The 25674-nt window shown below is 62.3% G+C and carries 28 protein-coding genes; 8 read left to right on the top strand and 20 right to left on the bottom strand.

The genetic code is table 11. The annotated features are described in order from the left end of the window. Nucleotides 1-30 precede the first annotated feature (30 nt). The 3 genes from OVA07_RS05245 to OVA07_RS05235 are packed head-to-tail and all read right to left on the bottom strand — an operon-like array spanning nucleotide 31 to nucleotide 823. Nucleotides 31-201 (bottom strand): hypothetical protein, encoded by a 171-nt coding sequence (locus tag OVA07_RS05245; RefSeq protein ID WP_268170415.1) that lies wholly within the window; start codon nucleotides 199-201, stop codon nucleotides 31-33. Next, nucleotides 198-392, bottom strand: a complete 195-nt coding sequence (locus OVA07_RS05240; RefSeq protein WP_268170414.1) for a helix-turn-helix transcriptional regulator — start codon at nucleotides 390-392, stop codon at nucleotides 198-200. Before OVA07_RS05240 ends, OVA07_RS05245 begins: the two co-directional genes overlap by 4 nt. After that, a complete protein-coding gene (locus tag OVA07_RS05235) occupies nucleotides 389-823 on the bottom strand; it encodes a hypothetical protein (RefSeq protein WP_268170413.1) in 435 nt (144 codons plus the stop codon). The genes OVA07_RS05240 and OVA07_RS05235 overlap by 4 nt, the downstream gene beginning before the upstream one ends. 353 nt (nucleotides 824-1176) lie before the next feature. On the opposite strand from OVA07_RS05235, the gene thrS reads away from it, so the two are divergent. Together thrS and OVA07_RS05225 are read left to right on the top strand one after the other, a co-directional pair. Further along, nucleotides 1177-3168 (top strand): threonine--tRNA ligase, encoded by a 1992-nt coding sequence (thrS, locus tag OVA07_RS05230; protein WP_268170412.1) that lies wholly within the window; start codon nucleotides 1177-1179, stop codon nucleotides 3166-3168. A gap of 131 nt (nucleotides 3169-3299) precedes the next feature. Then, a complete protein-coding gene (locus OVA07_RS05225; RefSeq protein WP_268170411.1) occupies nucleotides 3300-4244 on the top strand; it encodes a hypothetical protein in 945 nt (314 codons plus the stop codon). A gap of 12 nt (nucleotides 4245-4256) precedes the next feature. Here OVA07_RS05225 and OVA07_RS05220 read toward each other — a convergent pair whose 3' ends face one another. From OVA07_RS05220 to OVA07_RS05185, 8 genes are read right to left on the bottom strand one after another with little or no spacing between them, the layout of a single operon-like run. Beyond that, nucleotides 4257-4616, bottom strand: coding sequence for a HesB/IscA family protein (locus OVA07_RS05220; RefSeq protein WP_268170410.1), 360 nt, complete (start codon nucleotides 4614-4616; stop codon nucleotides 4257-4259). Between the two features lie 47 nt (nucleotides 4617-4663). Continuing rightward, nucleotides 4664-5155, bottom strand: coding sequence for an SUF system Fe-S cluster assembly protein (locus tag OVA07_RS05215; RefSeq protein WP_268170408.1), 492 nt, complete (start codon nucleotides 5153-5155; stop codon nucleotides 4664-4666). Then, a complete protein-coding gene (locus OVA07_RS05210; protein WP_442789618.1) occupies nucleotides 5152-6363 on the bottom strand; it encodes a cysteine desulfurase in 1212 nt (403 codons plus the stop codon). Before OVA07_RS05210 ends, OVA07_RS05215 begins: the two co-directional genes overlap by 4 nt. Beyond that, a complete protein-coding gene (locus OVA07_RS05205) occupies nucleotides 6360-7097 on the bottom strand; it encodes a SufD family Fe-S cluster assembly protein (RefSeq protein WP_268170407.1) in 738 nt (245 codons plus the stop codon). The genes OVA07_RS05210 and OVA07_RS05205 overlap by 4 nt, the downstream gene beginning before the upstream one ends. Continuing rightward, nucleotides 7094-7837: a Fe-S cluster assembly ATPase SufC gene (sufC, locus tag OVA07_RS05200; RefSeq protein WP_268170406.1), complete on the bottom strand. Its 744-nt coding sequence runs from the start codon at nucleotides 7835-7837 to the stop codon at nucleotides 7094-7096. The genes OVA07_RS05205 and sufC overlap by 4 nt, the downstream gene beginning before the upstream one ends. A 13-nt stretch (nucleotides 7838-7850) precedes the next feature. Next, on the bottom strand, nucleotides 7851-8360 hold the full coding sequence (locus OVA07_RS05195) for an endonuclease domain-containing protein (protein ID WP_268170405.1): 510 nt from the start codon (nucleotides 8358-8360) through the stop codon (nucleotides 7851-7853). Next, nucleotides 8357-9850, bottom strand: coding sequence for a Fe-S cluster assembly protein SufB (sufB, locus tag OVA07_RS05190; RefSeq protein WP_268170404.1), 1494 nt, complete (start codon nucleotides 9848-9850; stop codon nucleotides 8357-8359). Before sufB ends, OVA07_RS05195 begins: the two co-directional genes overlap by 4 nt. Beyond that, a complete protein-coding gene (locus OVA07_RS05185) occupies nucleotides 9847-10287 on the bottom strand; it encodes an SUF system Fe-S cluster assembly regulator (protein WP_268170403.1) in 441 nt (146 codons plus the stop codon). The genes sufB and OVA07_RS05185 overlap by 4 nt, the downstream gene beginning before the upstream one ends. A gap of 451 nt (nucleotides 10288-10738) precedes the next feature. Between OVA07_RS05185 and OVA07_RS05180 the strand changes: the two genes are divergently transcribed. Genes OVA07_RS05180 through OVA07_RS05170 form a run of 3 tightly spaced genes read left to right on the top strand, consistent with a single transcriptional unit; the run spans nucleotide 10739 to nucleotide 15476 of the window. Further along, complete coding sequence (locus tag OVA07_RS05180; protein ID WP_268170402.1) at nucleotides 10739-11788, top strand: quinone-dependent dihydroorotate dehydrogenase; 1050 nt, start codon at nucleotides 10739-10741, stop codon at nucleotides 11786-11788. A 10-nt stretch (nucleotides 11789-11798) separates the two neighbouring features. Beyond that, complete coding sequence (gene ggt, locus OVA07_RS05175; protein ID WP_268170401.1) at nucleotides 11799-13550, top strand: gamma-glutamyltransferase; 1752 nt, start codon at nucleotides 11799-11801, stop codon at nucleotides 13548-13550. A gap of 60 nt (nucleotides 13551-13610) precedes the next feature. Continuing rightward, nucleotides 13611-15476 (top strand): AMP-dependent synthetase/ligase, encoded by a 1866-nt coding sequence (locus OVA07_RS05170; RefSeq protein WP_442789617.1) that lies wholly within the window; start codon nucleotides 13611-13613, stop codon nucleotides 15474-15476. Between the two features lie 16 nt (nucleotides 15477-15492). On the opposite strand, the gene OVA07_RS05165 is transcribed toward OVA07_RS05170, so the two are convergent. From OVA07_RS05165 to OVA07_RS05125, 9 genes are all read right to left on the bottom strand, one after another. Beyond that, on the bottom strand, nucleotides 15493-16074 hold the full coding sequence (locus tag OVA07_RS05165) for a hypothetical protein (RefSeq protein WP_268170400.1): 582 nt from the start codon (nucleotides 16072-16074) through the stop codon (nucleotides 15493-15495). A gap of 89 nt (nucleotides 16075-16163) precedes the next feature. Next, a complete protein-coding gene (locus OVA07_RS05160; protein WP_268170399.1) occupies nucleotides 16164-16676 on the bottom strand; it encodes a demethoxyubiquinone hydroxylase family protein in 513 nt (170 codons plus the stop codon). A gap of 2 nt (nucleotides 16677-16678) precedes the next feature. Beyond that, nucleotides 16679-17161, bottom strand: a complete 483-nt coding sequence (locus OVA07_RS05155) for a disulfide bond formation protein B (protein ID WP_268170398.1) — start codon at nucleotides 17159-17161, stop codon at nucleotides 16679-16681. 13 nt (nucleotides 17162-17174) lie between these two features. Next, the gene (locus OVA07_RS05150) at nucleotides 17175-18521 is read right to left on the bottom strand and encodes a S41 family peptidase (RefSeq protein WP_268170397.1); all 1347 of its coding nucleotides are present in this window, start codon (nucleotides 18519-18521) and stop codon (nucleotides 17175-17177) included. Nucleotides 18522-18664: 143 nt separating this feature from the next. Continuing rightward, nucleotides 18665-19897 carry a murein hydrolase activator EnvC family protein gene (locus OVA07_RS05145; RefSeq protein WP_268170396.1) on the bottom strand — a complete coding sequence of 411 codons (1233 nt, stop codon included), beginning with the start codon at nucleotides 19895-19897 and terminating at the stop codon, nucleotides 18665-18667. A 10-nt stretch (nucleotides 19898-19907) separates the two neighbouring features. Beyond that, nucleotides 19908-20333, bottom strand: a complete 426-nt coding sequence (locus tag OVA07_RS05140) for a 23S rRNA (pseudouridine(1915)-N(3))-methyltransferase RlmH (protein WP_268170395.1) — start codon at nucleotides 20331-20333, stop codon at nucleotides 19908-19910. A 102-nt stretch (nucleotides 20334-20435) separates the two neighbouring features. After that, the gene (rsfS, locus tag OVA07_RS05135) at nucleotides 20436-20843 is read right to left on the bottom strand and encodes a ribosome silencing factor (RefSeq protein WP_268170394.1); all 408 of its coding nucleotides are present in this window, start codon (nucleotides 20841-20843) and stop codon (nucleotides 20436-20438) included. Nucleotides 20844-20952: 109 nt separating this feature from the next. After that, nucleotides 20953-21654 carry a nicotinate-nucleotide adenylyltransferase gene (locus tag OVA07_RS05130; RefSeq protein WP_268170393.1) on the bottom strand — a complete coding sequence of 234 codons (702 nt, stop codon included), beginning with the start codon at nucleotides 21652-21654 and terminating at the stop codon, nucleotides 20953-20955. After that, the gene (locus tag OVA07_RS05125; protein WP_268170392.1) at nucleotides 21618-22895 is read right to left on the bottom strand and encodes a glutamate-5-semialdehyde dehydrogenase; all 1278 of its coding nucleotides are present in this window, start codon (nucleotides 22893-22895) and stop codon (nucleotides 21618-21620) included. The genes OVA07_RS05130 and OVA07_RS05125 overlap by 37 nt, the downstream gene beginning before the upstream one ends. A gap of 294 nt (nucleotides 22896-23189) precedes the next feature. Between OVA07_RS05125 and OVA07_RS05120 the strand changes: the two genes are divergently transcribed. The 3 genes from OVA07_RS05120 (at nucleotide 23190) to OVA07_RS05110 (ending at nucleotide 25537) form a co-directional block, all read left to right on the top strand. Further along, entirely contained in the window at nucleotides 23190-24314 is a 1125-nt protein-coding gene (locus OVA07_RS05120; RefSeq protein WP_326493105.1) for a peptidoglycan DD-metalloendopeptidase family protein, read from the top strand. 7 nt (nucleotides 24315-24321) lie between these two features. Continuing rightward, nucleotides 24322-24675 (top strand): bactofilin family protein, encoded by a 354-nt coding sequence (locus OVA07_RS05115; RefSeq protein WP_268170391.1) that lies wholly within the window; start codon nucleotides 24322-24324, stop codon nucleotides 24673-24675. Between the two features lie 157 nt (nucleotides 24676-24832). Continuing rightward, nucleotides 24833-25537 (top strand): DUF1013 domain-containing protein, encoded by a 705-nt coding sequence (locus OVA07_RS05110; protein WP_268170390.1) that lies wholly within the window; start codon nucleotides 24833-24835, stop codon nucleotides 25535-25537. Nucleotides 25538-25674: the final 137 nt, after the last annotated feature.

Raw genomic sequence — 25674 nt, 5'->3', positions numbered from 1 at the left:
TCATGGCCTGCCACGGCGGGCGGGGCAAGTTCAGTTGAGCGGAAGGGTGAGCGAGACGCGCGGGCGCACGGTATCGGCCTTCGCCGTGTGATGTTGCACATCCTGCTTCTTGCTGGCCGACATTGAGGCCGCCGTGATGCCGACGGCCAGCGCGGTCCACATCCCGAAGTTGCGAACGTGTTTGCCAAAACACATGGTCATTCGCCTTTTTGGAAAATAGCTTCGATCGGCAGGCCGAACAGGTCGGCGATGCGGAAAGCGAGCGGGAGCGACGGGTCATATTTGCCGGTTTCGATGGCGTTCACCGACTGGCGGCTGACCTCCAGCTTTTCGGCAAGATCAGCCTGGCTCCAGTCGCGTTCGGCACGCAGGACTTTGAGGCGGTTTTTCACTTGCAGCCCCCGTCAAAGCCGGAATCGCCCACGGTCAGCTTGTTGAACAGCGCGCCAAGGCCAAGACCGGCAAACCAGAAGAACGCCGCGCCAAAGCCGTGATCGCCCGCAGGGATCATGTCAAAGTTCTGCAGCCATTCGCGGATGGTGGTGACCACCAGCGCAAAACCTGTGGCGAACAGGCATTGGCGCACCATCAGCATCCGCAGATATTCATCGGTCTGTTCCACCAGCAGACGCATCACCGCCCAGAACACACCGATGATCGGCAACGCAGGCAACAACGCCAGCACATAACCCAGCGCGCCCTCGGCCAGCCCGCGCTTGAACATCCACTTCGCGAAGATGAGCAGCAGGATATAGGCGGTCATCAACGCCAGCAACCGCAGGGTGTAACGGCGAACAGCCGGATTCTTTACATTGACGGACATTGGTCAAGCCTCCTTGATCTGATGACAAGCTTACTTGACCATTCGACTTGCAATGTCAAGCATCATTGTCATTGTGCAAAGTCTGCTTGATGAAAGAGGCGTAATGACTCCGCCGCGAATCGCCGCTAGAAGCCGTTCATCATGGCGCAGCGCACCACACCGACCACTACGACCACTACCCCCGCGAGCCGGGGGCGGTCGCTGCCGGGCTAAGGCCTGCCGCGATGCCGCCGCCCGGTTCGGGTGGACGCGCGCATCGCCTCCTGAACCGATCAAATTACCACGATGCGCACCCTTTCGGCGGCGACGGTACTGTGCCAAAGCCCTGCCAGCCAAATGCTAGAGAGTGCCGCATGTCCGAGTTGCTGAAGATCACCCTGCCCGACGGTTCCGTGCGAGAAGTTGCGCCCGGCAGCACTCCGGCGGACATCGCCGCCGCAATCGGCCCCGGCCTGTTCAAGGCGGCGCTGGCCGCGAAAGTGGACGGCGAACTGGTGGACCTGTCTCGCCCGTTCACCGCCGACGCGCAACTGGCGCTGGTGACCGCAAAGGACGAGGCCGAAGCGCTGGACCTTGCCCGGCACGACTTCGCCCACATTCTGGCCGAAGCGGTACAGGCGCTGTTTCCGGGCACGCAGATCACGTTCGGTCCCAGCACCGACGACGGGTTCTATTACGACTTCGCGCCAAAGGACCGCCCGTTTACCGACGAAGATCTGCCTGCCATCGAGGCGGAAATGCGCAAGATCATTGCCGCCAACAAGCCGCTGCGCCGCGAAGAGTGGAGCCGCGAACAGCTTATCAGCCGGTGGAAGCAGCAAGGCGAAAGCTTCAAGGCCGAATGGGCCGCCGAACTGCCGGGCGATGAACCGCTGACCGTGTACTGGAGCGGGGACGACTGGCTGGATATGTGCCGCGGCCCGCACTTGCCCAGCACCGGCAAACTGGACGCGCAGGCGTTCAAGCTGACGCGCGTTTCGGGCGCGTATTGGCGCGGCGACCAGAAAAACGCGATGCTTAGCCGCATCTATGGCACCGGCTGGCTGAACAAGAAGCAGCTTGATGCCCACCTGACCCGGCTGGAAGAAGCTGCGCGGCGCGACCACCGCAAGCTGGGCGGCGAGATGGACCTGTTCCACTTGCAGGCTGAAGCCCACGGCAGCGTGTTCTGGCACCCCAAGGGCTATATAATCTGGCGCGAGCTGGAAGCCTATATGCGCCGCGCCATCGATGGTGCGGGCTATCGCGAGGTGAAGACCCCACAGGTGATGGACGCGCGCCAGTGGGAACAGTCCGGGCACTGGGGCAAGTATCGCGAGAACATGTTCGTGATCCCCGACGAAGTGCCGAACGTGGACGATGAAGGCCCGGTGATTTCGGGTGAGGCCGACTGGATGGCCCTGAAGCCGATGAATTGCCCGGCACACGTCCTGATCTTCCGCCAAGGCATCAAATCCTATCGCGACCTGCCGCTGCGCATCTATGAAAACGGCTGCTGCCACCGCAACGAACCGCACGGCGCGCTGCATGGGCTGATGCGCGTGCGCCAGTTCACGCAGGATGACGCGCACATCTTCTGCCGCGAAGACCAGATCGTGGCCGAAGTGCAGGCCTTCTGCGAACTGGCCGACCGCGTGTACAAGCACTTTGGCTTTACCTATTCGATCAAGCTGGCGCTGCGCCCTGAAAAGCGCTTCGGCACTGAAGAGATGTGGGACATGGCCGAGCGTGAATTGCGCGATGCCGTGGTGCGCGCAGGCCTCGCTACTGAAGAATACGGCTGGGAAGAACTGCCTGGCGAAGGCGCGTTTTATGCGCCCAAGCTGGAATGGCACCTGACCGACGCGATTGGCCGTACCTGGCAGGTGGGCACGATTCAGTCCGACCGCGTGCTGCCCGACCGTCTGGATGCCAGCTATATTGGCGAAGATGGCGAAAAGCACCGCCCGGTTATGCTGCACCGCGCGATCTTCGGCTCCTACGAACGCTTCATCGGCATTTTGATCGAGCACTTTGCAGGCCGTCTGCCCGTGTGGCTCTCGCCGGTGCAGGCGGTGGTGGCGACCATCGTTTCGGATGCGGACGATTATGCCAGGGATGCACTGGCTAGGTTGAAGGCGGCGGGCATCCGCGCCGAGACCGACCTGCGCAACGAAAAGATCAACTACAAGGTCCGCGAACATTCGCTGCAGAAGGTTCCTTACCTGCTGGTGGTGGGCAAGCGCGAGGCCGAGGAAGGCACCGTGGCGATCCGCATTCTGGGCGAGCAGCACCAGAAGGTCATGCCGCTGGACGAAGCCATCGCCCTGTTGAAGGGTGAAGCGATGGCGCCGGATCTGCGATAAGCGTCCTGCGTCGGGCGGGCATGAACGGGCAATCCGCGTTCATGCCCAGCCGGCCCAATGCCTGATAACCGCAAATTAAGCGCTTTTCCTTAAACCCGCCTTCAGAGGACGACTCTGGGGACCGGAAAACGATGACCTTGCATTTCCGCGCGCTTGCCGCGCAGACCGCCAAAAATGGCGCGATTTCTGCCGACGAGATGCTGGCCCTGCGCCGCGCCGCCTGGCCCGATGGCCGGATCGATCCGGAAGAGGCCGAGGCGATCTTTATCCTTAACGACCAGATCACCGCACCCACCGTCGAATGGAGTGATTTCTTCATCGAGGCGCTGGTCGAATTCACCGTCAACGGCACGCAGCCGCGCGGCCACGTGTCGGAAGACAATGCGCACTGGCTGATCGAACGGGTGGAGCATGACGGCAAGGTTGGCAGCCTGACCGAACTGGAACTGCTGGTTCGCGTGCTGGAAAAGGCGCTGTCTGCGCCCGATGCGCTGCGCGTTTTCGTGCTGGAACAGATTGAACGCGAAGTGTTGAGCGGTGAAGGGCCAACCCGTTGTGGCGGTTCGCTGGAGCGTGGATCGATTACGTCCGCCGAATGCGCGCTGATACGCCGCACGATCTTTGCCTCAGGCGGGGACCGTCCTGCAGGGGTCAGCCGGGCCGAAGCCGAAATGCTCTATCGCCTCAAGGATGCTACGCTCGGCGCAGCCAATGCGCCTGAATGGCCGCGCCTGTTCGTGCAGGGCGTGGGCAACCACCTTCAGGGCTGGAACGGCGCAAAAGGGCTGACCCGCGAACGCGCCAGCCAGCTTGAAACCTTCATGAATGACCGGTCGAGCAACATCGGGCGTGTGTTGACGCGGATGGGTCGCACCAATGGCACCCAGTTTGCGCAGGCTTTGCAGGAAGTCGCCTTAGGCCGCCAAGAATCGCAGCGCGATATTGCGGGCGAAGCAGCGCGCGACCATACGGTGAACGATGCCGAACAGCTTTGGCTCAACGCCCAAATCGATGCCAACGATACCTTGGACGAACTGGACGAAGCGCTGCTCCGCTTTCTGGACGGCAAGGATTGAACGTAAAGACGATTAAACCGTAAAGCTTTCGCCGCAGCCGCAGGAACCCTTGGCATTGGGGTTCTGGAACACGAAACCGGCGGTGAAGTCATCTTCCTGCCAGTCCATGGTGCTGCCGATCAGGTATAGCACCGATGCGCTGTCGATGAAGAAAAGGCCGCCCGGCGTTTCGATCTTTTCATCCATCGGGTTGGCCTGCGTGACGTAATCGACCGAATAGGCAAGCCCCGAACAGCCCCGGCGTGGAGTGGACAGCTTTACGCCGATGGCATCTTGGGGCGCGGCGCCCATCAGATGTGCGACGCGCGCTTCGGCGCTGGCCGTGAGGATCACGGCAGCGGGACGAGGGCGGCGGGCTTTCACTTCAGTCATTGCAAATTTCCGTTCGTGTGAAGCGGATGTAGGGTGGCCGACTGCCGTTACAACATGCCCAGTTCAAGCTTGGCTTCATCGCTCATCTTCTGCGGATCCCATGGGGGATCCCAGACCAGCGCTACTTCGGCTTCGCGCACGCCGGGAACGGCGGAAACGCGCAGCTCGACTTCGCCGGGCATGGATTCGGCCACCGGGCAATGCGGCGTGGTCAGCGTCATGGTGACCATGACGTGGGCATCGTCCGAAACGTCGACGCCATAGATCAGGCCCAGGTCATAGATGTTGACCGGGATTTCCGGGTCGAAAATCTCTTTCAGCGCGGTGATAACACCTTCGTAGATATCGCCGCCCGGCTCACCCGCACCCAAGCCTTCGGGCTTGGCGGCAAGGAAGCCTTCCAGATAGTCGCGCTTGCGCTCAAGCTTTGCTGCCGCAGTTTCCTCGGCAGGTTCAGGAATGTCATCCACACGGGCGCGGCGCGGGGCGTTTACCGCCTCCACTTCTTCGACGGCGAATTTGGGATCTTCACCACTCATCCGAAAATCCTCTTGGTCCTTTCGATCCCACGCACCAGCGCGGCGATATCGTCTTCACTACTGTAAATGCCAAAGCTGGCGCGCGCCGTGGCGGGAACGCCAAGGTGGTCCATCAGGGGCTGGGCGCAGTGATGCCCGGCGCGGATGGCCACGCCTTCTTCGTCCAGAATCGTGCCAAGGTCGTGCGGATGCACGCCTTCAAGCGCGAAGCTGACAATCCCGGCGCTGTCTTCCGGCCCGAACAGGCGAATGGAGTTCATCGCGCCCAGCGCTTCGCGCGCCTTGGCCACCAGCGCAACTTCATGGGCATGGATCACGTCAAGACCGACGCCCTGCACAAAGTCCACTGCCGCGCCAAGACCAATGGCCTCGACAATGGCAGGCGTTCCCGCTTCAAACCGCTGCGGTGCGGGGGCATAAGTCGTGCGTTCAAAGGTCACGCGGTCGATCATCGCCCCGCCGCCCTGCCACGGCGGCATGGCATCAAGGATATCAGCCCGCACCCACAGCGCACCGATGCCGGTGGGGCCGTAAAGTTTGTGCGCCGAGAATACATAGAAGTCGGCGCCCAGCGCCTTCACGTCCACATTCAGTCGCGGCACAGCCTGACAGCCATCGAGCAGAATCTTTGCGCCTACCGCGTGGGCAAGGTCCACCGCATGTTTCACGTGAAGCACACTGCCCAGCACGTTCGAGACGTGGGCAAACGCCACCAGCTTGTGTGCCGGGGTGAGTATCCGTTCCGCCGCAGCAAGATCAATCTGACCATCAGCGGTCAGCGGGCAAACATCGATTTCAACGCCGGTCCGGTCGCGCAGCAATTGCCACGGCACGATATTGGAATGGTGTTCCAGCGTGGACAGCAGGATGCGGTCCCCGGCCTTGAGATTGGCAAGGCCCCAGGTCTGCGCGACTAGGTTGATCGCTTCGGTCGCGCCGCGCGTGAAGACGATTTCGCCTTCATCAGCATTGAGCAGTCCGGCCACCTTGCGCCGTGCCGCTTCGAACGCCAGCGTCATGTCGGCAGAACGGGCATAAACGCCGCGATGAACCGTGGCGTAATCCGCGCCAATGGCCCGCGTGACCGCGTCGACCACGACCTGCGGCTTCTGCGCGGTGGCGGCGGTATCGAGATAGTGCCAGCGGCTGCCGTCAGGGTTCAGCAGGCCGGGCCATGTGGCATCGCGGGTGAGCGTGTCGATGCTCACAGCACCGCCTCCAACGCCGTCAGCGCAGCCTGCGTCAGCGCATCTTCATCAGCCGCACCGACAAAGGCTTCGGCAATGAAGGCCTGCAGCATCAGTTTCTTGGCTTCTGCCGGAGGAAGCCCGCGCGATTGCAGGTAGAACAGGCCTTGCGCGTCCAGTTCACCCACGGCACAGCCGTGCGCGCACTTTACGTCGTCGGCATAGATTTCCAGTTCGGGCCGGGCATTGGCCGTCGCGGTACGATCCAGCAGCATGGCCCGGATCGATTGTTCGCCATCGGTGCCATTCGCCCCGCGCGCCACAGCAACGCGGCCCAGATAGGTGCCTGTGGCCTTGCCTGCCAGCACCGTGCGCACCACTTGCGATGACACGGCATCGGGTTGTGCATGGGTGACTTCGGTCACGATTTCAGCCACTTGGCCGCCGCCTGCCACTTGCGCCGCGCCAAGGTGGAACTTTGCCCCCCGGCCCAGCGTGACCGACACTGCGATTCGCCCAAAAGCACGCCCCGCATTCAGCAGCCGCAGGTCAAACGTCGCGCCGTCCTCCAGCACGATAGCCATGTCGCGCGCAGCATCGTTTGCACCGTCCAGCACAACCGCCAGCACGCCCTGTTCACCTGCGGCGACGCGGATTTCCTGCACCGGTATCGGCCACAACGCTTCAAGCGCGGCGATGTCCGAATAGCGGTAAGCCTCGTCTCGGCGCGTTGGAAGGACCAGCGCTTCGCTCACGCCGCCACCGCCTCGTAACCGTGTTCTTCCAGTTCCAGCGCCAGTTCCGGTCCGCCGCTTTTCACGATGCGGCCACCGGCCAGAACATGGACGAAATCGGGTTTCACATAGTCCAGAAGACGCTGGTAATGGGTGATGAGCAGGACGGCCTTGTCGCTCTTGCGCATGATGGCGTTGATGCCTTCGCCGCAGATGCGCAATGCGTCGATATCAAGGCCCGAATCGGTTTCATCCAAAATGGCGAGCTTGGGATCGAGAATGCCCATCTGCACCATTTCGGCGCGCTTCTTTTCGCCGCCTGAAAAGCCGACGTTCACCGGGCGTTTGAGCATGTCCATGTCCATGCGCAGCAGCCCGGCCTTTTCCTTGGCCAGCTTGAGGAACTCCCCGCCCGAAAGCGGCGCTTCGCCACGGCTTTTGCGCTGCGCATTGGCGGATTCGCGCAGGAACTGCACAAACGACACGCCAGGGATTTCCACCGGATACTGGAAACCCAGAAACAGGCCCGCAGCCGCGCGTTCATGCGGTTCCATATCGAACAGGTCAGCCCCGTCCAGCGTTGCACTGCCGCCGGTCACTTCGTAACCGGGACGCCCCCCCAGCGTATAGCCCAGCGTGGATTTCCCCGCGCCGTTCGGCCCCATGATCGCATGGATTTCGCCCGCATTGATGGTGAGCGACAGACCCTTGAGGATCGGCTTGTCGGCAACATTGGCCTGAAGGTTATCGATGTTGAGCATGGGTCTTTGACTTTCAATCGCGCGCGGAACGCTGCGGGCGAGCGTGCGAACGGGCATGCGTGCGGTATTGCGGGCGCGAGGTTGCGCGCAGTTCTTCGTAGCGGGCCTTCATCGCGGCCAGAACCGCACGGCCTGCGCCTTCGGGATCGCCCAGCACCTCTGCCGCGTCATAACGGATAACCTTGAGGCCCACAGCGACAAGGCTGGCATCGCGACGGCGTTCGATTTCGGGGTTTTCTCCCCGGTCGAGCGCCACCACCATTTTCAGCGGCTGGCAGGCGAAATCGACGATGGCAGAACCGATTACCGCGTATCGCTTGAACTTGTATTTGCCCAAGTCTTCCTTGGCCAGTTCATCAGCCAGCGCCATGTGCGATTCGTCCGGCTCGCGCCGCATTTCACGCGCCATCTCATGGATCGAATCGAGCCGCGAACCGGAAATCGCCCAGCCGCGCCCCTTTTTCTGAAGCTTGGGCGCGTCGGCGCGCTCACTGACGGGGCGCAGGGTAAGGGTCTTTTTCAACCGACCGATCCTTCAAGACTGATGCCGAGCAGCTTCTGCGCCTCGACGGCAAATTCCATGGGCAACTGTTGCAGCACTTCGCGGGCAAAACCGTTGACTATCAGCGCCACGGCGCTTTCCTGATCCAGCCCGCGCTGCATGGCGTAGAACAGCTGATCGTCGCTGATCTTGCTGGTGGTCGCTTCATGTTCGATCGTGGCGCTGGGGTTGCGCACTTCGATGTAGGGCACGGTATGCGCACCGCATTCGCTGCCCAGCAACAGGCTGTCGCACTGGGTAAAGTTGCGCACACCTTCGGCCTGCGGTGCAACGCGGACGAGGCCGCGATAGGTATTGTTCGATTTACCCGCAGAAATACCCTTCGACACGATGGTCGAACGTGACCCCTTGCCGTTGTGGATCATCTTGGTGCCGGTATCGGCCTGCTGGTAATTGTTGGTGACGGCGACCGAGTAGAACTCGCCCACCGAATCCTCACCATTCAGCACGCAGCTTGGATACTTCCACGTAATCGCGCTGCCGGTTTCCACCTGCGTCCACGACACCTTCGACCGCGCGCCCTGGCACAGCGCGCGCTTTGTCACGAAGTTATAGATGCCGCCGAGGCCCTCGGCGTTGCCGGGATACCAGTTCTGCACGGTGGAATACTTGATTTCGGCATCGTCGAGCGCGACCAGTTCCACGACGGCGGCGTGAAGCTGGTTTTCGTCGCGCTGCGGCGCGGTGCACCCTTCAAGGTAGGACACATAAGCGCCCTTGTCGGCCACGATCAGGGTGCGTTCGAACTGCCCGGTGTTTTCCGCGTTGATGCGGAAATAGGTGGACAGCTCCATCGGGCAGCGCACGCCTTCGGGGATGTACACGAAAGTGCCGTCGGAAAAGACCGCGCAGTTCAACGTGGCAAAGTAGTTGTCATGCATGGGCACGACCTTGCCCAGCCACTTCTTCACCAGATCGGGATATTCGCGGATCGCTTCGGAGATCGAGCGGAAGATGACGCCCGCAGCTTCCAGTTCCTTGCGGAAGGTGGTCGCCACTGAAACGCTGTCAAACACCGCGTCGACCGCAACCTTGCGCGCGCCTTCGACGCCGGCCAGCACCTTCTGCTCTTCCAGCGGAATGCCCAGCTTTTCATAGATGCGCAGGATTTCGGGATCGACTTCATCAAGGCTGCCCAGCTTGGGCTTGGCCTTGGGCGCGGCCCAGTAATAGGCTTCCTGATAATCGATCGGCGGCACGTTCAGCTTGGCCCAGTCAGGCGTGGGCATGGTCAGCCAGTGGCGATAGGCCTTCAGACGCCATTCCAGCATCCACTCCGGCTCGTTCTTCTTGGCCGAGATATAGCGGACGGTATCTTCGGACAGACCCTTAGGCCCGTATTCCTGCTCGATGTCGGACGACCAGCCGTGTTCGTATTCCGCCGCTTTCGCAGCGGCATCACGCGCGGCCTGATCCTTGATTTCGACTTCGGTTTCGACGTGTTCGGTCATGCCAGTGCCTCCGCCAGCGGGGCCGCAAATGCAGCCGGGCGGGAAAATTGGGTAAGCGGAATGCCGGCCAGCGCGCCGCGCAGGGCGGCATCAACCGCAGGCCAGTGCGGACGAACGGAACACGCCCCTTCGAGCGTGCAATCGTGGCGCCCATGCGCGCTGCAGGGCGTAAGCGCAATAGGGCCTTCGACCGCCTCGACGATATCGGCCAAAGTGATGGCTGCAGCCGGGCGGGCCAGTTTCAACCCGCCGCGCGCGCCACGCACCGATTTGAGCAGGCCTGCCGCTGAAAGCTTGCTCACCAGTTTTTGCACGGTGGGCGCGGGCAGGCCAGTTTCATCGGCAAGCTGCTGGGCCGAGACGCGCTGCTGCCCGCAATGACGCGCAGCCGCGCTCATCGTGACAACGGCATAGTCGGCCATGCTGGAAAGTCGCATCGGCGGCAGTGTCCCGAAAAGGTGGCCCAAACAAATCAGACCGAATCGCTCCGGTTATCTAGGCGCACCAAACCGGCAGCACAAGGGCTTGCGAGGACAGGCAAACCGGGCAGAAAAAAAGGCGGCCGAAACCACATGGGTCACTGGCCGCCCTTAAGTCGAGAACCCGATACATCACTGCACCGAGCCCTTCGGGTCGCACAGCCTCCCTACGCATTAGCCCGCAGACTGAATTGTATGGATTCGACAAAATCGGTGGCAATCCGGCAACATAACTGGCCAAATCGATTACAAATGCCGTCATATTCGAAAAGTTCGTGCTTGGCCCTGGCGGAGAGGCAGCGCAAAGTGAGTCTAGTCGAACCGGGTCATGCGCTGTCATCACCCGCCAAACCTGATTGCCAGCTCCAATTGCCCCTCCAATTGATTGCAAACCGGAACTTCCCTGCTCGTGACGCTTTATTCGCTACTTCGCCCGCTCATCTTCCGTATCCCGGCTGAACCCGCCCATCGCCTGACGATCAGGGGCCTTGGTCTTTCCCAGACCAACGGCCGCGCGGCGCCAACGCCCACGCTGGCACAGCGAGTCGGCGGAATCGCCTTTCCCAACCCGGTCGGCATGGCACCGGGTTTCGACAAAAACGCTGAAGTGCCTGATGCAATGCTGGGCATGGGCTTTGGTTTTGTTGAAGTGGGCACGGTCACTCCCCTGCCGCAGGAGGGCAACCCCAAGCCACGCCTGTTTCGGCTGACCGAAGACCGCGCGGTCATAAACCGTATGGGATTCAACAACGAAGGTGCGCAGGCCGTTACCCGTCGGCTGGTGCGGCGGCGCGAAACCGGCGCACACGGACTGCCCGGCGTTGTCGGCGTAAACATCGGCGCGAACAAGGATTCGCCCGATCGCATTGCTGACTATGCCCAGATGACCCGGCAGATGGCACCGCTGGCATCGTATATCACCGTCAACATATCATCCCCTAACACCCCGGGCCTGCGCACGCTTCAGGATGAAGGTGCGCTGTCGGCCTTGCTGGATGCCGTTATCGAAGCGCGCGATTCGATGCCCACGCCGATTTTCCTGAAGCTGGCCCCTGATCTTGAAGCGTCCGACATTGATGGCATCTGCCGGATCGCGCTGGAAAAGAAGCTGGCTGCGCTGATCGTGTCCAACACCACGGTTTCGCGCCCACCGCTGCAATCGCGCCACGCGAGCGAAGCTGGCGGTCTTTCGGGAGAACCGCTGCGCGAACTGGCGCTGCAACGCCTGCGCGATTTCCGCAAGGCCAGCGGCGGAGCAATACCATTGATCGGCGTGGGCGGAATCGCCACCGTGGAAGACGCCTGGACGCGCATCCGCGCCGGGGCCAGCCTGATCCAGATCTACAGCGCGATGGTCTATGAAGGGCCGGGTCTTGCCCGCACCCTTGTTGCAGGGCTTGAAAGAAAGGTGCGCGAAGCGGGCCTTACCTCCATTGCCGAGGCGGTCGGCAGCGAATAGCTTTGGCTGCATGAAGTCATTTCGCGTTTTCCAGATCGCCCCGCTGGTCGCCACCGCACTGGCAGGCGCCTGCGTCCCTCCGCCCAGCGCTGTCGTCGCCCCCCCGTCACAGGCTGCTTCGGCAGCGCAAGGTGTTTCGGCAGACAGCCCCGGTCTTGTTTCGGCGGCTGATCCGCGCGCGGCAGAAGCAGGTGCGCAGATGCTGCGGCTGGGCGGCAGCGCAACCGACGCAGCCATAGCTACTATGCTGGCGCTGGGCGTGGTCGAACCGCAAAGCTCCGGCATCGGCGGGGGCGGGTTCCTGATTACCGGCGATGCGGCAGGCACAGTGGAAACTTTCGATGGCCGCGAAGCCGCGCCCAAGGCCGCCGATGCGCAGTGGTTCTATCGCGATGGCAAGCCGCTGAGCTATCCCGAAGCCGTGCCAGGCGGGCGCAGCGTGGGCGTGCCGGGCAACTTGCGTCTTGCCGCCATGGCCCACAACCGTCAGGGTAAACTGTCGTGGCGCACGCTGTTCCAGCCCGCAATCCGGCTGGCCAGCGAAGGGTTTGTCATTACCCCGCGCCTGCACGCGATGTTGACCAATTTTCCGCGCACCGCCGCACTCGATCCTGCGGGCCATGCACTGTTTTATGGCGCAGACGGCCAGCCGCTGCCCGTGGGCACGCTGGTCCGTAATCCGGCGCTGGCAGCCACGCTGGAAATGATTGCCGCGCGCGGGGCCGATGGCTTTTATGGCGGCGACAACGCTTCCACCCTTGCCGCCAAGGTCGGCACTGCGCCTGTGAACCCGGCCCCGATGTCGGTGGCCGATATTGCTGCCTACAAAGCTGTCGCCCGCCCGCCAGTGTGCGGCCAGTATCGGCAGTTCCGGGTGTGCGGCATGGGGCCACCCAGTTCGGGCGCGACCACCGTTTTCGCCATCCTGAAACAGCTTGAACGGTTTGATATGAAGGCCCTTGGCCCGGCCAGCCCGGTATCGTGGCACCTGATCGCCGAATCGCAGCGGCTGGCTTATGCTGATCGTGACCAGTATCTGGCCGATGCCGATTTCGTGTCGGTGCCGGTGGCCGGGCTGGTCGATCCTGCTTATCTGGCGGCACGGTCCAGCCTGATTTCCGATGGGACGACCATGGCCAGCGCCCTGCCCGGCACGCCTGCCGGGGCCAAGCTGGCCTTTGGCCGCGCGCTGCCACAGGAAGAACACGGCACCACCCATTTCGTCACGGTGGACCGCTGGGGCCATGCCGCCAGCTATACATCCACCGTCGAAGGACCGTTTGGATCAGGCCTGATGGTAGGCGGCTATTACCTCAACAACGAATTGACCGACTTCAACATCGTGCCGGACCGCGATGGCAAACCCACCGCCAACCGCGTGGCGGGCGGCAAACGCCCGCGCAGTTCGATGGCACCGACGCTTGTCTATGGCCCTGACGGCGCCTTGCGCCTTGCTGTGGGTGCAGCGGGCGGATCGACGATTCCGGCGCAAGTGGCCAAGGCCATCATCGGGGTGATCGACTGGAATCTTTCGGCGCGGGATGCCATTGCCCTGCCCACCTTGTTCGCGCCCGGCGGCAATACGGTGTTCGTGGAAAAGGGCACCACGCTGGAGGCGATGATTCCGGCGCTGGTGCAGCTGGGCCATGCCAAAGTCATTGTCCGGTCCCCTTCATTCAAAGCCAATGCCATTGAAAAGGTGGACGGCAAGTGGCGCGGCGCGGCCGATCCACGCAGCGAAGGGGCCGCGGTCGCGCCCTGACAGTTCCTTCATCCCCGGTTGCCGTAACGGCAAGGCCTCACTAGGTTCATAAGCAACCACATGAAGCCGGGCGATCAAGCCGGGGACGAGGAACCAGACGTGCAGATTTCCGATTTCGCAGGCTTTCCCAATCTTGTTACGATGTTCCTTGACCGCGCCGATGCGCGCGGGGAATCCCCTTTCCTGTGGGCCAAGCGTGAAGGGCAATGGCAAGCGCTGACCTGGGCCGAAGCGGCGCGGCAGGTGTGCCTTCTGGCACAATCGTTACGCGGCCTTGGCCTTAGTCCGGGGGACCGGGTGGCGCTAGTGGCGGAAAACCGCCCGGAATGGGCGATTGCCGATCTGGCAATCATGGCGGCGGGACTCGTCACCGTGCCCACCTACATCACCAATACCCAGCGCGATCATTTGCACATCCTTGAAAATTCCGGCGCGCGTGCGGTGATCGTATCCACCGGCAAACTGGCGCAACCGCTGCTGCCTGCCGCGCTGTCGGCCCCGTGTGTCGAACATGTGATTGGCATTGAACCGCTGCGCCAGATGCAGGCGGGCAAACTTTCGTTCCACGATTGGGACGCGATGCTCACCGGCGACGCCCCGAATGCCAAGGCCGCCCGCGCCGCCGTGGACGCACGCATGGCCACCGTGGGCCGCGCCGATCTTGCCTGCCTGATCTATACCAGCGGCACCGGCGGTTCTCCGCGCGGCGTGCGGCTGCACCACGGATCGATCCTGTGCAATGTCGAAGGCGCAGCCACCATTCTGGTCGAGGATTTCGGCTGGGACGAGGAAGTGTTCTTGTCGTTCCTGCCGCTGTCGCACGCCTATGAACACACTGGCGGCCAGTTCCTGCCCATCGGCATGGGCGCCCAGATCTATTACTCCGAAGGACTGGAAAAGCTCGCCTCGAACATCGAGGAAGTGCGCCCGACGCTGATGGTGGTGGTTCCCCGCCTGTTCGAAGTGCTGCGCACACGCATCATGAAGCAGGTGGAAAAGCAGGGGAAGGTTGCCAACTATCTGATGGACCGCGCGCTTTCCATCGGCAGCCGCAAGGCGGCGGGCAAGGGCCGCCTGATTGATGCACCGATGAACCTGATCCTTGATCGCACGCTGCGGCCCAAGATCCGCACGCGCTTTGGCGGGCGGATGAAGGCGATGGTTTCAGGCGGTGCACCGCTGAATCCTGATGTTGGCGTGTTTTTCGACGCGATGGGTCTGACCATGCTGCAAGGTTATGGCCAGACCGAAGCCGGACCGGTGATTTCCTGCAACCGCCCCAAAGCCGGGCTGAAGATGGACACGGTTGGCCCCGCGATGAAGGGCGTCGAGGTGAAGATTGCCGATGACGGCGAAATCCTTGTCCGCGGCGAACTGGTGATGCACGGATATTGGCAAAACGATGCCGAATCCGCGCGTGCCATTCCGCAGGACGGGCCGAACGCAGGATGGCTGCACACCGGCGATATCGGCCATCTCGATGCCCGCCAGCGCATTGTCATCACCGACCGCAAGAAGGACATGATCGTCAACGACAAGGGTGACAACGTATCCCCCCAGAAGATCGAAGGGATGCTGACGCTTCAGCCCGAAATCGCGCAGGCAATGGTTTCGGGAGACAAGCGGCCCTATCTGGTCGGGCTGATCGTGCCCGATCCCGAATGGGCGCTGGAATGGGCGCAGGCGCAGGGTGAGAACTTCAATTTCAAGGCGCTGCAGGACCTGCCCGCTTTCCGCAACGCCATTCGCGCAGCGGTTGACCGGGTGAACAAGGACGTATCGGTGATCGAAAAGGTGCGCCAGTTCACCTTTGCGGACGAAGCATTCAGCATCGACAACGAAGAAATGACCCCCAGCCTGAAAATCCGCCGCCACAAGATCAAGGAGCGGTACGGGGCGAGGGTCGACGCGCTTTACAAGGCGTAAGACTTAAGCGGCCCGGTCACTCCGGAACAGACTGCCCCGGAACCGCAGGTACAACCGCATCAGCGGCCTGTTCGCGTTCGCGCTTCAGGCGGGCTTCGTATTCCTTTTCGATCTGTTCGACGCGGCCCTGTTCGGCAGCAGCATCGGTGTCGATCGTGCTGAGACGACGTTCGCGTTCATCCTCGATCATTTTGCCGAATTGCACGTCCGGGCTGTTGCGCTTTTCAGCATAGGCCCGATCGATCAGGCGACCCAGGCACCCTGTCGCACCACCCGACCCAACGGCGGAACACGAATTGGTGCCAAACGCGCCCACCGTTTCATAGGCTTTCACCCGTTCGCTCCATGCCTGATTGACCGAGGCATTGGGATTGTCGCGAAACGGTTTGGGAATGCGGAAGCGTTCTTCCTCTTCCTTGCGCGCGCAGACGGTAATCGTGCTGCCTTCAGACGGCGGGCAGGGATCGTCGCCATAAACGATAATCTGGTTCACCCGTTCGCCAGCGGGATCGGTAAGTCCTGCGTCCTGCGCAAGTGCCGGAGCGGCAGCAAAAGCGCTGGCGGCAATAAGGACGGCAGGGATCAGGCGCTTCATCATGGCTCTCCGGTGGACTTGGCCCGATATAGGGCTGCCGCGTTGTGAATGGTAGATGAAGGCGAACCCTGACCTCAGGTAATTGGCGAAAATCAAATACGTTTGGAAAGTGCGATGGCCGCGCGGCATCCCAGACGAATGGCGTGGAACAACACGGGATAGGCCGGCGCCTTTTCCGCACCCGCCGCCAGCGCAGCATCGCGGTGTTCGCGTTCGTCATCGCGGAATTCGCGAATCATCGCGGCGAGTTCCGGGTCTTCATCGCCCAGCTCTTCAAGCTGCTGGGTGTAATGTTCGTCAATTTCGGTTTCGATAGCGGCGGTGCAGGCCATTGCCGCTTCCGGCCCGATCAGCGCCGTGGCCGCGCCCAGCGCAAATCCTGCCACCGACCACACCGGCTGCAACGCCGTAGGGCGTACGCCGCGCCGCGCGATCAGTGCGTCAAAGCGCTTGCGATGATCGGCTTCCTGCGCGGCCATGGCGGTGATTTCCGCCGAATGCGGCCCCCGGTCGCCCATGACAGCTAGCTGGCCTGCATAGATGCGCGTCGCACCGAATTCCCCGGCCTGATCCACACGGAGCATTGCGGCGGTTTTGGTGGGCATGTTCAGGCCTTCCTGCGACTTTTGCCAAGCAGCGCGAATACCAGCACCGCGCCTGCCATCGATATCAGGAAGTTATAGCCCGCAAGGCTGATGCCCGCCAGCGCCCATGGGGCCACATCGCAGCGAATGACGGGAGCGTTCATGATGGCATCCAGCGGATTGCCGCCGCCCGCCACCGTGGCGCATGACGTCACGCCTTCCCACCAGCCATATTCGACACCGGCATGAAAACCGCCGATCAGACCCGATGCGCCAATGCAGATCGCCGCCAGCGTTACTGCCAGATCACCGCTGCCCCTGCCTTTAACCGTCAGGGCAAGCAGCGCCAATATGATGGCCGCAATGTGCGGATAGCGCTGCCACCAGCACATCTGGCACGGGAACAGCCCGAACCCATATTGCGATAGCAATGCACCACCCATCAGCGCGGCAGGGATGACAAGGGCAAGCGTATAGGCAGCGTTGCGCGATTGAAGCGGGGTCATACCGGCCTGCCTGTTACCGCTTCAGCTTTGCTGCAAGCGCAGGACGCGGCCCTGACGTGCGGTTCAACGTCTGAACCGCATAATAAAGCTGGAAGTCCTTGATGTCCTTGGCTTTCAGTTCTTCAGGCGTCATCTTGAAGCGGGGGTCTTCGACCTTGTCCTTTTCCAGATCCTTGTCGTCCAGCTTGATCTCGTTGATGAGATGGCCACGCAGGTCGCTTTCGCGATAGGAGCGAAGCTGGCGCTTGCGCATGTCGGGATCGGAAATCTGCGGCACGGTGATGTCGGGATCAATCCCGCCTTCCTGCACCGACCGGCCCGATGGCGTGAAATAGCGCGCGGTGGTCAGCTTGATCGCGGTATCGCGGGTCAGCGGAATCAGCGTCTGAACGCTACCCTTGCCAAAGCTGCGCTGGCCCATCACCACGGCACGGTGCTGGTCCTGCAATGCGCCCGCAACGATTTCGGACGCCGAGGCCGAGCCTTCGTCGATCAGCACGATCATCGGCACGCCCTTGGCGATATCGCCCTTGGTCATGGTTTCAGCGGGATAGACTTCGTTATCGCGGGCATAGCGGCCGCGTTGGGAAACGATGGTGCCTTTGTCCAGAAACAGGTCGGACAAGGCCACCGCTTCATCCAGCAGCCCGCCAGGATTGCTGCGCAGGTCCAGCACAAGCCCCGTCACCTTGCCGCCGGTCTTCGCCCGGACATCGTTCCACGCCTTCTGGACCGACGTGCCGACATCGGCGCTGAAACTCGACACCGAGATTACGGCAACATTGCCCTGAAGCTCCCATTCAACCGGTTTGAGTTCGATGATCTGGCGCGTGATAGTCACATCGAACGGTTCATCCCGGCCAGGACGAAACACGCTGAGTTGGATTTGCGTGCCGGGAACGCCGCGCATCTGATCGACCGCTTCGTCCAGCGAACCGCCATAGATCAGCTTGCCATCAAGGTGCGTGATGAAATCCCCTGCCTTGACGCCGGCAAGGTCAGCCGGGCTGCCCTTGGTCGGTGCAATCACCTTTACCGCACCGTCATCCATCGTCACCGACAGGCCCAGCCCTCCATATGACCCTTCGGTCTGCGTGCGCAGGTTCTCGAAATCGCGAGCGTCCAGATAAGAGCTGTGCGGATCGAGCGTCGCCAGCATCCCGTCGATTGCGCCTTTCAGCAGCTTGTCGTCATCGACCGGTTCGACATAATTGGCCTTAACCCGTTCATAAACGGCCAGCAATTTGCCGAATTCAGGCCCGGATCGCGCATCGACCGCAGCAAGACCAGCGGTGGCCGCCGGAATCAGCGCAACAGCAGAAACAAGCGCCGTGGCGCGCAATAAGGCGGCGAACTTCATGCCCGAGGGGCCTTTCGCAAATAGGCGTGTGTTGACACCATTCTATAACCGGCGGCGAATTAACGCCAGATGAGGTTTACGCGCCAGATGAGTTTGCAAGCAGGTTACGACAGTCTGATCGACAAACGACAGATCCGTGACGATCAACCGCGCACATGCTCCAGCGGGTTCACCGGCGCACCATCACGGCGCAGCTCCACACTCAGAATCGGACGGCCCGCGCCCGCTGTGCCGATGGGCGATCCTTGCAACACCTCTTCCCCCACCGTGGCGGCTATACTGCCAAGATTGGTGACCAGCGTGGTCCACCCGCCTTCGTGTTCGACAATGACGATGCTGCCATATCCGCGATAAGGCCCGGCAAAGGCCACCCGGCCATCAGCGGGCGAAACGACTTGCGCCCCTGCCCTCACGGCCAGCGCGATGCCATTGGTCAACCCTGCCTGCGCGCGTTCGCCAAACCCGGACACGAGGCGCCCGGAAACCGGGAGAATCCATGGCAAGCCGCTGCCTTGCGCAGGTATGCTGACAGCAGAATCCACCACCATCAGCACTTCACCGGGTCGCGTGGGCGGTAGGATCGGGCCGGGCAGTGCAGCAAGGCGGCTGCGCAGCGCGCCATCCTCTTCCAACTGCCCCATCAGCGCCGACAGATCACGGGTCTGTTCGGCCAGTGCCATGGCCCGGTCAGCTTCGCGACTGGCCACGCCTTGCGCATTGCGTGAAGCAAGCCGCTGGCGGCTTTCCAGCGCGGCGAGTTCGGTCTTTCTGGTCCCCAGCGCCTTTTCGCCTTCACGCAACTGGCTGGTGGCAAGGCGCGCTTCGTCCTGCAATTTTCGCCCGCGCTGAATCTGTGTGCGCAGGCCCGCCGTGCGGCGGCGCACTTCGGGCAACATCGTTTCCATCACCGCGCGCAGGTAAACCGTTTCGCGCAGTGATTCGGCGCGGACAAGGCTGAAGGCCAGTGGACGGCGTGCCATCATCTGCAGTGCAGCCGTCAGCCGTACCACCGGTTCCTGCCGCTGCGCCATGGCCACGCGCAAGGTTTCACGCTGCCGGTCGATCAAGGATATCCTGGCCTGCGCCAGTTGGATTTCAGCTTCGGACTGCTGGATACGTGTCGCCACTGCCGCAGCTTCGCGGGCGGTGCGATCCGCCTGCGCAGTAGCCTTGCGCGCGTCCTGTTCCAGCCTTTCGGCCCGCGCCCGTGTCACGGCCAGCGCTTGTCCGGCACGGCGCAAGGCATCGCCCGCCGCACCCGCATCGGCATAGACCGCATCCTGCTGCTGCGCCACGGCCTGCCAGCCTGCCATGCCGCCCAGCGCAACTAAGGCAGCGGCAAAGGCTATGGCACCAAAGGAAAAGCGTGACGTCATCTGCGCCACCTTATCCTTCGCGATGATAGGGATGGCCAGCAAGAATGCTGGTGGCGCGCCAAAGCTGTTCGGCCAGCATCGCGCGGGCCATCATGTGCGGCCATGTGGCCTTGCCGAATGCGATCAGAAGATCTGCGCCATCCCGCAAGGCTTCATCATGTCCGTCAGCCGCACCAATCAAAAAACGTGTTTCGCGCACGCCATCGTCACGCCAGCGGCCCAGAATGGCCGCAAATTCGCTCGAAGTAAGCTGTCGCCCGCGCTCATCCATCGCCACGGTGCGAACCGGCGTTTGCGACGCAACGGGCACCGCGCCACCCCGGTCGGGCAGTTCGGTAACCTTCCAGCCCCAAATTATGCGCTTGGCATAGCGATCCACCAGCTCCGCTTCGGGCGAACGGCCAATCTTGCCACGAGCGATAATGTGAAGCAGCATGATTGCGGCTTAGCGGGGATTGGCCGGGAAATGAATCACCGATTGTGCGGCACCGGGCCGGTCTAGCAAGCCCTCGGCAGATGCGGAGGGCTTGCCCACCAATTATGCCGCGCCCTGATCTCCAAAGCCCCACATGCGTTCAAGGTTGTAGAACGTGCGCACTTCTGGGCGGAACAGATGGATCACCACATCGCCCGCATCGATCAGCACCCAGTCTGCGGCAGGCAGGCCTTCGATGCGAACGTGGCCAAAACCGTTCTGCTTGACCCGTTCCGACAGCTTCTGCGCCATTGAGGCAACCTGGCGGGTGGAGCGGCCCGAAGCGATCACCATGAAATCGGCGACCGAGCTTTTGCCTTCGAGCGGGATGGAAACCACCTCCTGCGCCTGATCGTCGTCAAGCGACTGCAACACGAGATCGTGCAGGGCGGCGGGAGTCTTGGCCCCCTTGTCAGGGGTAGGGGCAGTGCTGGCGTCGGCCTTGGCCGGCAGCGGTTGAACGCTTGTCATATCGCGCGAAATGGCCTCCGTAGCTCAAGAGTCAAGAAATAACGGTTGAACGGCGCAAGAGTTTCGGCACCCGGCCATGATGCGGGCGCGTGCCAAAGGGGCTGCGCGGTCAGGATTTCCGCCCCGAAACAAGGGGTGGAAGCAGGCGATGCGTCACTGCATCGCGCAAACTGGCAGTTCCAAAACGGCCAGCCCATTCAGGATCGGCGGCGCGAATCGCGCTAGCCGAACGAGGGTCTGGATCGAAGCGAAGGAATGTCAGCGCCGGAGCGCTCCGCATTGCGCCGGAAACAAACTGTCCGGGCCGCTGACGCCAGCGGCGCAGCCAGGCCATGGCAGGACTTGCCAAGGCAGGTGCATCATACCCCGGTCGCGCAATCACCGCAATCGGCATCTCTTGCGCAATCATCCGCCAGTGCTTCCAGCGATGGAACTGTGCCAGATTGTCCGCTCCCATGATCCACACAAAGCGCCGCTTGGGATAGCGCCGCGCGATCGCGCGCAGGGTATCGACGGTAAAGCGTGTGCCTAACTCCCGCTCAATCGCCGTCGCACGGATCGGCGCGTTGCGCGCCTGCACCCGCGCCGATGCCAGCCGCACCGGCAAGGGCGCCATGCCCGCAGCCGGTTTCAGCACATTGCCGGGCGACACCAGCCACCACACTTCGTCCAGCCCCAGCGCTTCGAGTGCAAACAGACTGACGCGGCGGTGGCCGCCATGCGCGGGATTGAAACTGCCGCCGAAAAGTCCGGTCAGGGGCGCGGCAGGGCTTTTCAGGGCCGCACCTGCCCCGCACCGCGCACCAGCCACTTATAGGTCGTCAGCCCTTCAAGTGCGACGGGGCCGCGCGCGTGAAGCCTGCCCGTGGCAATGCCGATTTCCGCGCCAAGCCCAAATTCGCCGCCATCGGCAAACTGGCTGGATGCGTTGTGCATCACAATGGCGCTGTCGACTTCCACCAGAAAGCGGTCGGCCACAGCCTGATCGTCTGTCACGATGGCGTCGGTATGACCCGATGCATGGGCGGAAATGTGCGCCAGCGCTTCGTCCAGCCCGTCCACCACGGCGACCGACAGGATCGCATCGAGATATTCAGTATCCCAGTCGTTCGCCGCTGCAGGCGCAATGCGCGGGTCGATGGCGCGAGCGCGGGCATCGCCGCGCAGCTCGCAACCCGCATCGATCAGCGGCGTCACAAGGCCATGCGGATCAGGATAGGTCGCATCGATCAGCAGCGTTTCCATTGCCCCGCAAATGCCGGTGCGGCGCATCTTGGCGTTGAACACGATGGATTGCGCCATCGCCGGATCGGCAGCGGCATGGACGAAAGTGTGATTGATGCCGTCCAGATGGGCCAGCACCGGCACCCGCGCATCGGCCTGAACCCGCGCAACAAGGCTTTTGCCGCCGCGCGGCACGATCATGTCGATCAGCCCCGCCGCCGCCAGCATGGCCCCCACTGCGGCACGGTCCTGCGTGGGCAGAAGCTGTACCGCTTCTGCAGGAACCCCGCCTTCGGCCAGACCTTCGACCAGCGCCTTGTGGATGGCGCGGTTGGAATGCACCGCCTCTGATCCGCCGCGAAGGATGGCGGCATTGCCTGACCGCACGCACAGCGCGGCGGCATCTGCCGTAACATTGGGGCGGCTTTCGTAAATGATGCCGATCACGCCCACGGGAATGCGCACCCGCTGCAGCACCATACCGTTGGGCCGGGCCGATTCGCCAATCACCTCACCCACAGGGTCGGCCAGCGAAGCAACCTGTTCTACTGCGTCGGCCACGCTGGCAAGGCGTTCGCTCGTCAGCTTCAACCGGTCCAGCAGGGCCGACGTCAGGCCATTGGCCGCGCCATTGGCCATGTCCTGCGCATTGGCGGCCAGAATATCGGCTTCCGCCGCACGCAACGCCTTTGCGGCCAGTTTCAACGCGCGTTCCTTGGCTGGCGCATCCATCCGGGCAAGGCTGCGCTGCGCCGTGCGCGCGGCACGGGCCAGCCCTTCAACCAGTTCGGTGACGGATTCGGCGGACATCTGAAGCTGCGTAGACATGGCCCGCGCCCTACCACCAGCGAACTGCCCTGTCATGGTCTTCGTGTAATCTTGCCACTGGCGAATCGATGGCGATTTGCAGGCCGCCAGTGCTGTGAATCACATCACTGCAAACGATTCATCCGGCACCGCGCACGATTCGTCCTGCCTTCGAGGATTCCGATTCGCTACTACAGGCTGTGACCGCTAACGCGCGGCTCGACGGGATCATCAAGTTAAAGTTTCGCCGGGGGTCGCACTCTTTTGTCAGCTTTGAAACCTGCCCAGCTGCGGCTTGGGGATGCTGTTGCCCGCGTGCGCAACTGGTTTCCTGAGCGTGAACTCTTCATGCGTTCGCACGGGCAGGTGCGCTTCATCCGCATATCCACACGCCTGCAGATGATCGTCGCTGGCGGTATTGCTGCTGCGGTTCTGTTGTGGCTGGCCGTCATGGTCGCGACGCTGGTTTCGCAATTCACCGCCGCGCGCGATCATGCCGCGCTGCTGGAACGCGAAGCAGCGGTGGCATCGCACGAAAGCCGCGTGGCCAAATATCGCGGCGGGCTAGAAGATGTAGCCGATGACCTGAACCGCCGGCAGGACTTCATCGAAAAGGCCATCGAAGGCACCATTGGCGAATTGCCCAAGGATCTGCCGCAAGGCACTGTATCCGACAGCAGCGGCGAGGCGGAAAAGACTGTCCGCAAGATTTCGATTGAACTGCCCGAAGCACGCAGGCTGGCCGAAGTCGAAGCCCGTCAGCTTGCTTTCATCGAACGACTCACCCGCTTTGCCGATGCCCGCGCCATGGCCGCCGAAACCGCCATTCGCCGCGTCGGTCTGAACCCCGCCATGCTGCGCACATCTGCGCGTGAAGGCATGGGCGGCCCGCTGATCCGCCTGTTCACCGGCAAGGATGAAACCGTCGATCCGCGCTTTGCCCGCCTTGGTGCCAGCCTTGAACGCATGGCAGGGCTGGAACAGGGACTGCGCCGCATTCCCAGCACCCTGCCCGCCAGCCTTGAATATATCTCCAGCGGGTTCGGCTATCGGTCGGACCCGTTCACCGGCGGCGCGGCATTCCATGCCGGGCTTGATTTTCGCGGCCCCATCGGCGCGCCCATCTATGCTGCCGCATCCGGCACCATCAGCTTTGTCGGGGTCAAGCAAGGTTACGGCAATTGCGTTGAAATCAGTCACGGCAACGGGCTGATGACGCGCTATGCTCACATGTCGCGCACTGGGGCCAGCCTTGGCCAAAAGATCGACGCCGGGGCCGAAATCGGCAAGATCGGCAATACGGGCCGTTCCACCGGTCCCCACCTTCACTTCGAGGTGCGAATCAATGACCGTCCGGTCAATCCGCGCCCCTTCCTTGAGGCAAACAGGCATGTTCAGGAAATCAGCGCCGGAAACCGGGCGCACCAGCACGGGGAGTAACTCTACGATGGCCGCGACCTTTTCCGTGCTGGGCACCGACGTTTCGGTAAAGGGTGACCTTAGCGCGACCGCCGACCTGCACATCGACGGCAACGTCGAAGGCGACATTTCATGTGCCGCGTTGGTTCAGGGCGAAAAAAGCACGGTCACCGGTGCGATTCGCGCTGAAAGCGCCCGCCTTTCGGGCACAGTCCACGGATCAATCGAAGCGCGAGAACTGGTCATTCTGAAATCTGCACGGATTCACGGTGACGTCACGTATGACGCGCTGACCATTGAACAGGGCGCACAAGTCGATGGCCGCTTCTCGCACCGCGTTCATGCGACCGGCGAAGAGCCTTCTCTGACGCTGGTAAGCTGAAATATTTGTCGGGTGCGGGGTGGCAAAAGCAAGGCCCCGACAGGCTTTGCTTCAAAGAGAACTTGCCGATTCGCCATTCCGGGCCTACATCGGTCAAGTTCAAGGCCGCTCCGCAAGGGGCGGCCCTTATTGTATCTGCCTTATTCGGAGACCGCCCGTGAGCAACCAGCCCACGTATCCGCTGATGCCACATGCGACCGCGTCGTGGCTTGTCGACAATACCGCGCTGACCTTCGAACAGATCGCAGAATTCTGCGGCCTGCATATCCTTGAAGTGCAGGCAATGGCCGATGATCTGGCTGGCCAGAAGTATACAGGCCGCGATCCGATCCATTCGGGCGAACTGAATCAGGCCGAAATCGACAAGGGTCAGACCAACCCCGAATACAAGCTGAAGATGCAGCGGGCCCCGCTGGCCGTCAGCCGCACCAAGGGTCCACGCTATACCCCGGTGTCCAAGCGGCAGGACAAGCCCGATGGCATCGCGTGGATTCTGCGCAACCACCCCGAAGTGTCGGACGCGCAGATCGGAAAGCTGATCGGCACTACCCGCACCACCATCGCCGCGATCCGCGATCGCAGCCACTGGAACATCGGCAACATCAACCCGAAGGACCCGGTTACGCTGGGCCTGTGTTCGCAGCGCGAACTCGATTCGCTGGTGGCCAAGGCTGCCAAGCGCGCCGGGATCGAAGACGACGGATTGAGCGATCAGCGTCTGGGTTCGGACCGCGATGCCCTGATCGAAGAATTGCGGGCAGAGCGTGTGGCACAGGTCAAGGCCGCATCGGAAGCCGCACAGGAAGCCGAAGCTGCCGCATGGCTGGCCGCCCGCCGCGCCGAAGGCATTTCAGACAGCTGAGACTCCGGCTCAACGCTGAAAGAAAAAGGCCGCCCCTTCCACAGGGCGGCCTTTTTCGTGCGCGGGAAAATCGTCGGAGGTGGAGGTGTTAACTATCGTCATTCCCACGCAGGCGGGAATGACAAAACAAAGCTGGG

This window comes from Novosphingobium sp. SL115 (genome assembly GCF_026672515.1).
Taxonomy (GTDB): Bacteria; Pseudomonadota; Alphaproteobacteria; order Sphingomonadales; family Sphingomonadaceae; genus Novosphingobium.
The sequence above is the reverse complement of the archived record's forward strand: the minus strand, read 5'-3'. Positions and strand labels throughout refer to the sequence as shown.

What these genes read in the sequence shown, in the direction of transcription:
- sufC (WP_268170406.1), bottom strand. Translation starts at nt 7,837, where the DNA reads ATGCTCAACATCGATAACCTTCAGGCCAATGTTGCCGACAAGCCGATC.
- OVA07_RS05215 (WP_268170408.1), bottom strand. Translation starts at nt 5,155, where the DNA reads ATGAGTGGTGAAGATCCCAAATTCGCCGTCGAAGAAGTGGAGGCGGTA.
- OVA07_RS05225 (WP_268170411.1), top strand. Translation starts at nt 3,300, where the DNA reads ATGACCTTGCATTTCCGCGCGCTTGCCGCGCAGACCGCCAAAAATGGC.
- OVA07_RS05140 (WP_268170395.1), bottom strand. Translation starts at nt 20,333, where the DNA reads ATGCTGCTTCACATTATCGCTCGTGGCAAGATTGGCCGTTCGCCCGAA.
- thrS (WP_268170412.1), top strand. Translation starts at nt 1,177, where the DNA reads ATGTCCGAGTTGCTGAAGATCACCCTGCCCGACGGTTCCGTGCGAGAA.
- OVA07_RS05150 (WP_268170397.1), bottom strand. Translation starts at nt 18,521, where the DNA reads ATGAAGTTCGCCGCCTTATTGCGCGCCACGGCGCTTGTTTCTGCTGTT.
- OVA07_RS05170 (WP_442789617.1), top strand. Translation starts at nt 13,611, where the DNA reads ATGAAGCCGGGCGATCAAGCCGGGGACGAGGAACCAGACGTGCAGATT.
- OVA07_RS05115 (WP_268170391.1), top strand. Translation starts at nt 24,322, where the DNA reads ATGGCCGCGACCTTTTCCGTGCTGGGCACCGACGTTTCGGTAAAGGGT.
- ggt (WP_268170401.1), top strand. Translation starts at nt 11,799, where the DNA reads ATGAAGTCATTTCGCGTTTTCCAGATCGCCCCGCTGGTCGCCACCGCA.
- rsfS (WP_268170394.1), bottom strand. Translation starts at nt 20,843, where the DNA reads ATGACAAGCGTTCAACCGCTGCCGGCCAAGGCCGACGCCAGCACTGCC.
- OVA07_RS05145 (WP_268170396.1), bottom strand. Translation starts at nt 19,897, where the DNA reads ATGACGTCACGCTTTTCCTTTGGTGCCATAGCCTTTGCCGCTGCCTTA.
- OVA07_RS05165 (WP_268170400.1), bottom strand. Translation starts at nt 16,074, where the DNA reads ATGATGAAGCGCCTGATCCCTGCCGTCCTTATTGCCGCCAGCGCTTTT.
- OVA07_RS05245 (WP_268170415.1), bottom strand. Translation starts at nt 201, where the DNA reads ATGACCATGTGTTTTGGCAAACACGTTCGCAACTTCGGGATGTGGACC.
- OVA07_RS05220 (WP_268170410.1), bottom strand. Translation starts at nt 4,616, where the DNA reads ATGACTGAAGTGAAAGCCCGCCGCCCTCGTCCCGCTGCCGTGATCCTC.
- OVA07_RS05125 (WP_268170392.1), bottom strand. Translation starts at nt 22,895, where the DNA reads ATGTCTACGCAGCTTCAGATGTCCGCCGAATCCGTCACCGAACTGGTT.
- OVA07_RS05160 (WP_268170399.1), bottom strand. Translation starts at nt 16,676, where the DNA reads ATGCCCACCAAAACCGCCGCAATGCTCCGTGTGGATCAGGCCGGGGAA.
- OVA07_RS05235 (WP_268170413.1), bottom strand. Translation starts at nt 823, where the DNA reads ATGTCCGTCAATGTAAAGAATCCGGCTGTTCGCCGTTACACCCTGCGG.
- sufB (WP_268170404.1), bottom strand. Translation starts at nt 9,850, where the DNA reads ATGACCGAACACGTCGAAACCGAAGTCGAAATCAAGGATCAGGCCGCG.
- OVA07_RS05155 (WP_268170398.1), bottom strand. Translation starts at nt 17,161, where the DNA reads ATGACCCCGCTTCAATCGCGCAACGCTGCCTATACGCTTGCCCTTGTC.
- OVA07_RS05185 (WP_268170403.1), bottom strand. Translation starts at nt 10,287, where the DNA reads ATGCGACTTTCCAGCATGGCCGACTATGCCGTTGTCACGATGAGCGCG.